Source organism: Streptomyces coryli (assembly GCF_011044975.1).
GTDB classification, from domain to species: Bacteria; Actinomycetota; Actinomycetes; order Streptomycetales; family Streptomycetaceae; genus Streptomyces; species Streptomyces coryli.
In genome coordinates, this window is sequence record NZ_JAAKZV010000288.1 from 1 (window position 1) to 9,317 (window position 9,317).

At 72.7% G+C, this 9,317-nt stretch carries 6 protein-coding genes and 1 pseudogene; 3 read left to right on the forward strand and 4 right to left on the reverse strand.

Annotated features, from left to right (window positions below; genetic code table 11):
- Nucleotides 1-107: 107 nt before the first annotated feature.
- Complete coding sequence (locus tag G5C51_RS36485; protein WP_165244250.1) at nt 108-1,754, reverse strand: acyl-CoA dehydrogenase family protein; 1,647 nt, start codon at nt 1,752-1,754, stop codon at nt 108-110.
- A gap of 18 nt (nt 1,755-1,772) precedes the next feature.
- Between G5C51_RS36485 and G5C51_RS36490 the strand changes: the two genes are divergently transcribed.
- Entirely contained in the window at nt 1,773-2,996 is a 1,224-nt protein-coding gene (locus tag G5C51_RS36490) for a YihY/virulence factor BrkB family protein (protein WP_338118434.1), read from the forward strand.
- Here G5C51_RS36490 and polX read toward each other — a convergent pair.
- Complete coding sequence (gene polX / locus G5C51_RS36495; protein WP_165244254.1) at nt 2,993-4,759, reverse strand: DNA polymerase/3'-5' exonuclease PolX; 1,767 nt, start codon at nt 4,757-4,759, stop codon at nt 2,993-2,995. The genes G5C51_RS36490 and polX overlap by 4 nt on opposite strands.
- A gap of 99 nt (nt 4,760-4,858) precedes the next feature.
- On the opposite strand from polX, the gene rsgA reads away from it, so the two are divergent.
- On the forward strand, nt 4,859-5,938 hold the full coding sequence (gene rsgA, locus G5C51_RS36500; protein ID WP_165244256.1) for a ribosome small subunit-dependent GTPase A: 1,080 nt from the start codon (nt 4,859-4,861) through the stop codon (nt 5,936-5,938).
- Nucleotides 5,939-5,996: 58 nt separating this feature from the next.
- Here rsgA and G5C51_RS36505 read toward each other — a convergent pair whose 3' ends face one another.
- Both G5C51_RS36505 and G5C51_RS36510 read right to left on the reverse strand, forming a co-directional pair.
- Nucleotides 5,997-6,770: an MHYT domain-containing protein gene (locus tag G5C51_RS36505; protein ID WP_165244257.1), complete on the reverse strand. Its 774-nt coding sequence runs from the start codon at nt 6,768-6,770 to the stop codon at nt 5,997-5,999.
- A 234-nt stretch (nt 6,771-7,004) separates the two neighbouring features.
- Complete coding sequence (locus G5C51_RS36510) at nt 7,005-8,000, reverse strand: helix-turn-helix transcriptional regulator (RefSeq protein WP_165244259.1); 996 nt, start codon at nt 7,998-8,000, stop codon at nt 7,005-7,007.
- A gap of 690 nt (nt 8,001-8,690) precedes the next feature.
- Here G5C51_RS36510 and G5C51_RS42630 point away from each other — a divergent pair.
- Nucleotides 8,691-9,317 (forward strand): annotated as a pseudogene (locus tag G5C51_RS42630) (hypothetical protein); the annotation flags it as partial.

A 9,317-nucleotide genomic window follows, 5' to 3' on the forward strand; every position in this document is an offset into this window, starting at 1 on the left:
GGTAATCGTCGGCAGCGTCAGCTGTGTATAAGAGACAGCCCCAGACCCCCGCGCAGGCGGGACGGAAAGCCCGGGGGCCCCCGCCCCCAGACCCGCGACGCTTCCGCTCACCCCCGTACCGGCCGCGCCCGCTCCACGATCGCGCTCAGCCCGCCCGACGGCGCCAGCGTGCCGAATGCATGCCCCCAGTCGCCGCCCAAGCGCGAAGCGCAGAAGGCGTCCGCGACCTCCTCCGGGGCGTATCGGACCAGCAGCGAGCCCTGGATGACCAGCGCCAGCCGCTCCACCACTCGCCGCGCCCGCGCCTCGATCGCGTCCAGGTCGGACAGTTCCGTCAGGAAGTCCTTCACCGCCGCGTCCAGGCGGTGGTCCGCGCCGCGGGTCTCGCCGAGCTCCGTGAGGACCGCGTCCAGGGCGCCCGATTCGCGTTGCATCGCGCGCAGGACGTCCAGGGCCTGTACGTTCCCCGAGCCCTCCCAGATCGAGTTCAGCGGGGACTCGCGGAGCAGCCGCGGCATGCCCGACTCCTCCACATAGCCGTTGCCGCCGAGGCACTCCAGTGCCTCGACGACCATGGGGGTGCAGCGCTTGGTGACGTAGTACTTCGAGGCCGGGACCGCGAGGCGCAGGAAGGCGCGCGAGGACTCCGAGTCCTCGTCGTACGCCGCCGCCAGCCGCAGCGCCAGCGTCGTCGCCGCCTCCGACTCCAGCGCCAGGTCGGCGAGCACATTGCGCATCAGCGGCTTGTCGACAAGGAGACCGCCGAAGGCGCTGCGGTGCTCGGCGTGGTGCACCGCCTGCGTCAGCGCCTGACGCATGATCGCGGACGAGCCGACGACGCAGTCGACGCGGGTGGCGGCGACCATGTCGAGGATGGTGCGGACGCCGCGCCCCTCCTCGCCGACCCGCCAGCCGATCGTCGTGCCGTCGAACTCGACCTCGCTGGAGGCGTTGGCGCGATTGCCGAGCTTGTCCTTCAGCCGCTGGATGCGGAAGGTGTTGCGGCCGCCGTCCGGCAGCACCCGGGGGAGGAGGAAGCAGGTCAGGCCGCCGGGCGCCTGGGCCAGCACCAGGAAGGCGTCCGACATCGGCGCCGAGCAGAACCACTTGTGCCCGGTGAGCGCGTACGCCCCCTCCTGGTCCGCGATCGGCTCGGCCCGCGTCGTATTCGCCCGTACGTCCGAGCCGCCCTGCTTCTCCGTCATGCCCATCCCGGCGACGGCGCCCGCCTTCCGCGTCGCCGGCTTGTCCAGCCCCGGCTCGTACGCACGCGAGGTCAGCAGCGGCTCCCAGACCGCCGCCAGATCCGGCTGCGCGCGCAGCGCGGGGACCGCGGCGTGGGTCATCGACAGCGGGCAGCCGTGGCCCGGCTCGACCTGCGTCCAGACGTGGAACGCCGCCGCCCGCCGCACCTGCCCGTCGGGACGCGACCAGGCGTCGGCGAGGCCGCCGGCCACGCCCTGCTTCATCAGGTGGTGCCACGCCGGGTGGAACTCGACCTCGTCGATGCGGTTGCCGTAGCGGTCGTGGGTGCGCAGCACCGGCTCGTGGTCGTTGGCCAGCCGGCCCCACTCCTGCGCCTCCGCCGAGCCCGCCCGGCGGCCGAGCGCACCGAGCTCGGCGTGCGCCTCGGCACGGCGGCCGGGGTCGACATGCCGGTCGATCGCGGCCATAAGCGCCGCATCCGCCTCATAGACGTCGTACCCCACCAGTGGCGGAGCCTGGTTGGTCACGGTGTGAGTGCTGGCTGCCATGACGGATACGGTAAGCAGGTGGGAGCGGGTACGGAAGGACGGGAGCGGCCGCACGGCCGGCTCGGCAGAGCCAAGGCGCTCTACCGGAACCTGCCCAAACGCACGGTCGCCTGGCTGCTGCTGAAGGACACCGTCGGCTCCTGCATGCGCTACCGCGTCATCGGCCTGGCCGCCGAGGCCGCCTTCTTCTCGCTGCTGTCGCTGCCGCCGCTGCTTCTGGGGCTGCTGGGACTGCTCGGCTACTTCGACTCCTTCATCGACATGGAGACCATTCGGAGCAACATCCTCGAAGCATCCGAGAAGGTCCTCACCGAGAAGGGCGTCAACCAGCTCGTCCGCCCGCTGCTCGACGACGTCATAGACGGCTCCACCCGGCCCGACATCATCTCGCTCGGCTTTGGCATCGCCCTGTGGTCGGGTTCCCGGGCGGTGAATGTCTTCATCGACACCATCACCGTCATGTACGGGCTCGACGGGCTGCGCGGCATCGTCAAGACGCGGCTGCTGGCCTTCCTGCTCTACATCGTCGGCCTCGTGATCGGGGTGGTCGCGCTGCCGCTGATGGTGGCAGGACCCGAGGCGGTGGTGTCGCTGGTCCCGCAGAGCGGCGGGGTGGTGCGGGGCCTGTACTGGCCGGTGGTGGTGGTGCTGTCGGTGGCCTTCCTGACCACGCTGTACCACGTGTCGGTGCCGGTGCGCTCGCCCTGGCGGGAGGACATGCCGGGGGCGCTGGTGGCGCTGGGGATGTGGCTGCTGTGCAGCTTCGCGCTGCGCATCTACCTCGTGAATACCATCGAGGGGCCGACCATTTACGGCTCCCTCGCCGCCCCGCTCGCCGCCCTGCTGTGGATGGGCGTCTCGGCCTTCGCGGTGCTGGTCGGCGCCGCGGTGAACGCCGCCTTCGACCGGGTGTGGCCGTCCGTGGCGACCGAGTCCGGGCGCGCGGAGACGGCCAGGGCGCGCGAGGAGGCGGCGGCCCAGATCGTGGCGGAGGCCGCGGCCGAGCGGGTGGCCCGTACCCGCGGACTCGACGGGGACTCCTCGGAGGAGGAGTGGACCGAGGGCCGCGAGCGCGAGTGGGAGGACGACGGCGAGGAGGGGGCGCGGCCGGACGGGGCCGGGGGGCGCTGGACGCGCTTCCTCCCGGTCGAGAGCGTCGGCGGGCGGATCCGCCGGCTGCGCGGGCGGCGCAACGGGGCGGACCGGCGGGTGGACGCCGGGGCCGATCGCGATAGTCGCTAGCGCTTCAGGAAGCGGCGCAGCTTCTGCAGCGGCCATGTGTTGATGACATCGTCCGGCGTCAGCCAGCCGCGCTGGGCGATGCCGACGCCGTAGCGCATGTTCCCCAGGTCCGGTACGGAGTGCGAGTCGCTGTCCACCGAGAAGCGCACGCCGTGTTCGCGGGCCCGCAGGATCAGGTCGTCCGGGAGATCGAGGCGGTTGGGGTGGGCGTTCACCTCCAGCGCCGTGTCCGTACGCGCGCAGGCCGCGAAAACCGCGTCCCAGTCGGCCTCGACGCCGGGCCGCTTGCCCGCCTTGCGGGTCGTCGGGTGGCCGATGATGTGCACGTGCGGGTTCTCGGCGGCTGCGATGAAGCGGCGGGTCATCTCGTCCTTCGGCTGGTCGAAGTGTGAGTGGACGGAGGCGACGCAGACGTCGAAGGCCGCCAGGAAGTCGCCCGGCCAGTCCACGGACCCGTCCGGGCCGATGTTCAGCTCCGTGCCGTGCAGCAGCTTCATGCCCTTGGTCTTCGCGTCCAGCTTCGCCACCTGCTCCCGCTGGGCGAGCATCTTCTGCTTCGTCATCCGCTGCATGCGCAGGTCAGGCGCGTGATCGGTGATGGCGTAGTACGCGTAGCCGCGCTTCTTCGCCGCCGCGACCATCGTCTCCAGCGAGTCCAGGCCGTCCGTCAGATCCGTGTGCGTATGCAGGTCGCCGCGCAGGTCGTCCTCCGTCACCAGCCGCGGCAGCTCGTCCTTCTGCGCCGCCTCCACCTCGCCGCGGTCCTCGCGCAGCGGCGGCGGGATCCAGGGCAGGCCGAGCCGGGCGTAGACGTCCTCCTCCGTCTCGACCTTGATGCGGCGGCCGCTCTTGGCGTGGAACAGCCCGTATTCCGAGAGCTTGAGCTTCTTGCGCACCGCGATCTCGCGGGTGCGGATGTTGTGCTCCTTCGAGCCGGTGAAGTACTGCAGCGCCGCGCCCCAGGCCGCCGGCGGCACCACCCGCAGGTCCACCTGCACCCCGTCCGTCGTCCGCACCGACGTCTTCGTCGCACCGCGGCCGATCACCTCCGCCACCGAGCCGTGCTCGGCGAAGGCCGCCATCAGCGGCCCGGAGTCCTCGGCCGCCGCGAGGATGTCCAGGTCGCCGACCGTCTCCTTGCGGCGCCGCAGCGAGCCCGCGTAAGCGCAGCGCACGCACCCGTCCACCTCGGACAGCCGCGCCACCAGCGACTGCGCCAGCTCCGTCGCCACATCCACCGGCACCCGCCCGGTCGCCGCCCGCAGCAGCTCGATGCCGTGCAGCAGCTTCTCCTCGCTCTTCGGGCCGAAGCCCTTCAGCCCGCGCAGCCGCCGCTCGTCGATGGCCGAGGCCAGGGCCTCGACGGAGTCCACGCCCAGCTCCTCGTAGACGAGCAGCGCCCGCTTCGGGCCGAGCGCGGGGATCCCGGTCAGCTCCCGCACGCCCGCGGGGATCTTCGCCCGCGCCTGCTCGACCGCCTCGACCTTGCCGGTACGCAGGTACTCGGCGACTTTGTCGGCGATTGAGGCCCCGACGCCCGGGATGGCCTTGAGCTGCTTGGCGTCCAGCTGCGACACGTCCTGGCCGTGCCCGCCCACGGCGCGCGCCGCGCGCTCGTACGCGCGCACCTTGAAGGCGTCGCCGCCGGTGATCGACAGCAGGTCGGCGTACTCCTGCAGCAGTGCCGCGATGTCGTCGTTCACACCCACCCCCAGAAAACTAATGGCGACCGGCGCGCACCGCCGCTTACGCTGCGGGCGCATGCCGGAACCCGAGCAGGGAGGTGAGGACCATGACCGTCTACTTCCGGGGCCAGGGCCCCAGTTCGACGCAGTTCCCCATCACCCTGAAGGGTCACTCTCTTGCCACACCTCTCCAGTTCTGACCTCCTCGCCGCCTACGGCTGGGACGAGGCGTTCGCGGACGCCTTCAGCCCGTACGAGGCCGAGGGGCTGAGCCCCGCCCGTATCGTCCGCGTCGACCGCGGCGGCTGCGAGGCGGTCACGGCGGCCGGCACCGTGCGGGCCGGCCTCGCCACCGACTCGGGACCCGATCCGACCCGGCTGCCGTGCACCGGCGACTGGGCGGCCCTGGAGCCGGGGGAGCTGCCGGTGATACGGGCCTTGCTGCCCCGTCGTACCGCGTTCCTCAGGTCGGCGTCCTCGAAGCGTTCCGACGGGCAGGTGCTGGCCGCGAACGTCGACCACGCCGTCGTCGCCGTCCCCCTCGCCCACGAGCTGCGGCTCGCCCGGCTGGAACGAATGCTCTCGCTGGCCTGGGCGAGCGGCGCGCAGCCGGTGGTCGTACTCACCAAGGCCGACCTCGTCGAGGACCCGGTGGTCCTCGGCCACCTCCTCGCCGATACGGAGGCCGCGGCGCCCGGCGTGCCGGTGCTCGCCGTCAGCTCGTCCACCGGCCAGGGCGTCGAGGCGCTACGGGCCGTGGTCGCGGGCGGCACGACCGTGCTGCTCGGCCCGTCGGGCGCGGGAAAGTCCACGCTCACCAACACCCTGCTGGGCGAGGCCGCCCAGCAGGTCAACGCGATCCGCGACAGCGACGGCAAGGGCCGGCACACCACGACCACCCGCGACCTGCTGCCGCTCCCGGGCGGCGGCGTGCTGATCGACACCCCGGGGCTGCGCGGTGTCGCGCTGTGGGACGCGGAGGAGGGCCTCGGCCAGGTCTTCGCCGAGATCGAGGCGCTGGCCGCGGGCTGCCGCTTCGACGACTGCGCGCACGAGAGCGAGCCGGGCTGCGCGGTGCGGGACGCCGTGGAGTCGGGCGAACTGCCGTACCGGCGGCTGGACAGCTACCGCAAGCTGCTGCGCGAGAACCGGCGCATCGCGATGCGCACGGACGCGCGACTGCGCGCGGAGCAGCGGAAGCACTGGAAGCAGCGCGAGGCGGAGGCCGCGGAGGGGCGGGAGCGGAAGGGGCGGTAGGCGCCGCCGCGCTCGGCTGCCCCGGCGGCTACCCCGGCGCTCAGGGTGCTCCCGTCGCTCAGACGTCCGCTGTCGCCCGGTCGGCGCGCCGCCGCTCCCGCGCCACCGGGTCCGGGTCCATGCAGACGAAGAGGCCGACGAAGAACAGCAGCAGCACCGGCCCGATCAGCATCGGCGCGAGGGTGGCGAGTGACTGGCTGCCCTCCTCGGAGGTGCCGGGCGCGGCCGTGATGTGCAGCGCGGCCATGCCGGTGTAGTGCATGCCGCAGACCGCGGCGCCCATGATCAGGGAGCAGCCGATGGCAGGGGCGAAGCCGGTGATCGTCACGGCCAGCCACAGCGCGGCCGTTGAGGCGAGCACCGCGATGACGATCGACATCAGCAGCGTCGTGGTGTCGTACGAGATGTGCCCGGCAAACCGCATGCCCGCCATGCCGAGATAGTGCATGGCCGCGACGCCGAGCCCGGTGATCACGCCGCCGGACATCAAGGGCACCGGGCCGCGGCCGCCGTAACCGACGACGAAGCTGCCGATGCCGACGACCAGGATGGCCACGCAGAGGCTGGCGAAGGTGACCGGCACGTCGTAGTCGATGTCCAGGCCCTCGACGCTGAACCCGGTCATCGCGATGAAGTGCATCGTCCAGATGCCGGTGCCCAGCCCGATGGCGCCCAGGACCAGCCAGCGGGCCCGGGCCGCGGCGGACCTGGTCACGGCGCGCAGCGTGCAGCGGAGACCGAGCGCGGCGCCCAGGCAGGCGGCCGCGTATCCCAGGATCGGGGTCAGCGCTCCGTAGGTGAAGCCGTCCACCGGTAGTGCCGCGGCCTGCATGGGGGTTCCTTCCCGTCGGATGCTGCGTTCTCCGGGGGCACCCCCGAACCCCCGGTGGCGGCAGAAGTTAGCAGCAAGTGGAGAACGGCTGATCGGCCCGCCGAACGCCGCTTCCCGGCGGCCGAGGCGGCTTCTCCCGCGTAAACACGGGGATTCGGCCGGGTCGCCGAATTGGGTTGCCGCTTTTGTGTGTTGCTTATGTCATAGGATCCGCCACGGAGCATTACCGGGTGTTCACGAATTCTCCACGCCCCGGGACACCCAGCCCCGTTCGTACGCGTGCCAGCCGAGCTGCAGCCGGGTGGCGACGCCGACGATTTCCATGAGCCGCTTCACGCGCCGCTGCACGGTCCGCAGACCCAGATCGAGCTGCTTCGCGACGCTCGCGTCGGTGAGCCCGGCGAGCAGCAGCGACAGAATCTGCAGATCGGTACCGTCGGGCCCGTTCTCGCCCGTCTCGGCCACGCCGTCCTCGGCGGACAGCCGCAGCGGCAGCGCCTGCCGCCACACGCTCTCGAAGAGCCCGGTGAGCGAATCCGTAAGCCCGCTCGCGTGCACGACCAGCGCGGACGGCTCCGTGCCCCGCCCGGTCAGCGGCACCATGGCCACGGTGCCGTCGGCCACGACCAGCTTCGTCGGCACCCGGTCGGCGAGGCGCACCTCCTCGTCCCGGCCGAGCGCCGCGGCCGCCTCCGCGATGCCGGTGGGGTGGGCGAGCACCTCGCGCTCGATGACGACGCGGTAGCGCACGCCGCGGGCGGCGGCCTGCGGCTCGGCGCGATTGTCCCTGGCGGTTACGGCGGTGGGCTTACCGGTGACCAGCGCGCACACCTCTTTGGTGGCGCCGAGCTGGAGTTGCAGAAAGCGGTGCGCCACGGCGCCGGCGCCGGTGACGACCTCGACCAGGTCGTGCACGGCGAGCTCGGCGGCCTCCGCGCGATACTCCTCGGCGAGCCGGGCGGCGGCGAGTTCGGCCTGCTCCAGCTCGTGCCGCTGCTGCGTGAGCAGCGCCCCGAGCGCGACGTTCGGCGGGGCGGCGACCCACCGCCCGGGCCGGGCGGACGACTGCGCGGCAAGCCCCTGCCGCTCGAGCCGCCGCAGCGCCCGTACGGCCTCCTCCTCCGGCAGCGTCAACCGGTGCGCCAGCTCCGGCACTTCGGCGGCACCCAGCCCCACAAGCGTGCGATACGCCGATTCCTGCACCTCGTCGAGACCAATGGCGTGCAGCATCCCAACAGCTCCCCTCCAGGCCACGACGCAAAACCGCCGCGCACATCATCCCTGCCGCAGCCGGGTTTCCGAAGCCCCGGTTTCCACAGACGCCGAACTGTGGACAATAAGGGCATGGGCGAGCAGGGGGACCAGCACAACACCGACACCGACACCTGGTGGGACGACCTATACGCACCGGACACCCCGGACACGGGCCCACCGGCGGGCGCGGGCGACACACTGGACGACCGGTATGCGTCGGCGTCGAGGACGGTGGGGGAGGAACGGACGGAGCCACCGCCTACGACGGAGCCGCCGGCTATGACGGAGCCGCCGGCTATGACGGAGCCGTCCCCTACAACGCAGCCGCCTACAACGCAGCCGCCGCCTACGACGCAGCCGCCCCCGATGACGGAGCCGTCCGCTACGCCTGCGGCGCCGGCACCTGAGCCGCCTCCTACGCCTGCGGCACCGGCGCCTGAGCCGCCCCCTACGAGCGCGACGCCGGCGCCTGATCCAGCACTTGAGTGGGAACGCGCCCCCTTGCCGAAACGGCAGCCGAGGCGATGGCCGGAGTCGGGGCTGGACCGGCCGAGCCCGCAGCTGCAGCCGGACCTGGGACGGGAGCCCCACCCCTCGCCGGAGCGAGGACTGGAGCCAGGGCCGACGCAGGACGTGGACCCCGATCCCTCGCCGGAGCGAGGACTGGTGCCAGGGCGGGAGCAGGACCTGGACCCCGATCCCTCGCCGGAGCGGCACCCGGGGCCGGACTCGGCGCTGGAGTCGGCGCCCCGCCCCTCGCCGGAGCGGGACTCGCTGCCGAAGCGGGCCTTGAGGCCGGACTCGCTACCGGAGCGAGGGCCGGAGGCAGAGCCCGCGGGCGCGGTGCCGGTATCGAGCCCCGATCCGTTGCGGGAGCGGCAGCCGGAATCGGAGCCCGCGAGTGCGCTGCTGGAGCCGAGCCCCGATCCATTACGAGAGCGGGAGTTCGAGCCGGGACCTACGGCGCCGGAGCCGGAACCTGCGGGTGCGGCGCCGGAGTCGAGCCGGGATTCACTGCCGGAGCTGGGGCCGGAGCCGGAGCCGGAGCCCGAGCCGGAGCCGAAGGCGGGGCCGGGGCCGGAGCCGGGACCTCCGAGTGCGATGCCGGAGCCGGCGCCGGAGCTGGGGCCTCCAAGTGCGGCACCGGAGGAGGGGCCTGATCTGTTGCCGGAGCCCGAATCCGCCGGTGCGGTGCCGGGCTGGCCGGACTCGGCCCTGGCCGCTGCCGCAGGGGCGACGCTCGAGCCGTTGACCGACGACACGGAACGGGCCACCCCCGCCGGCCCCCAAGAC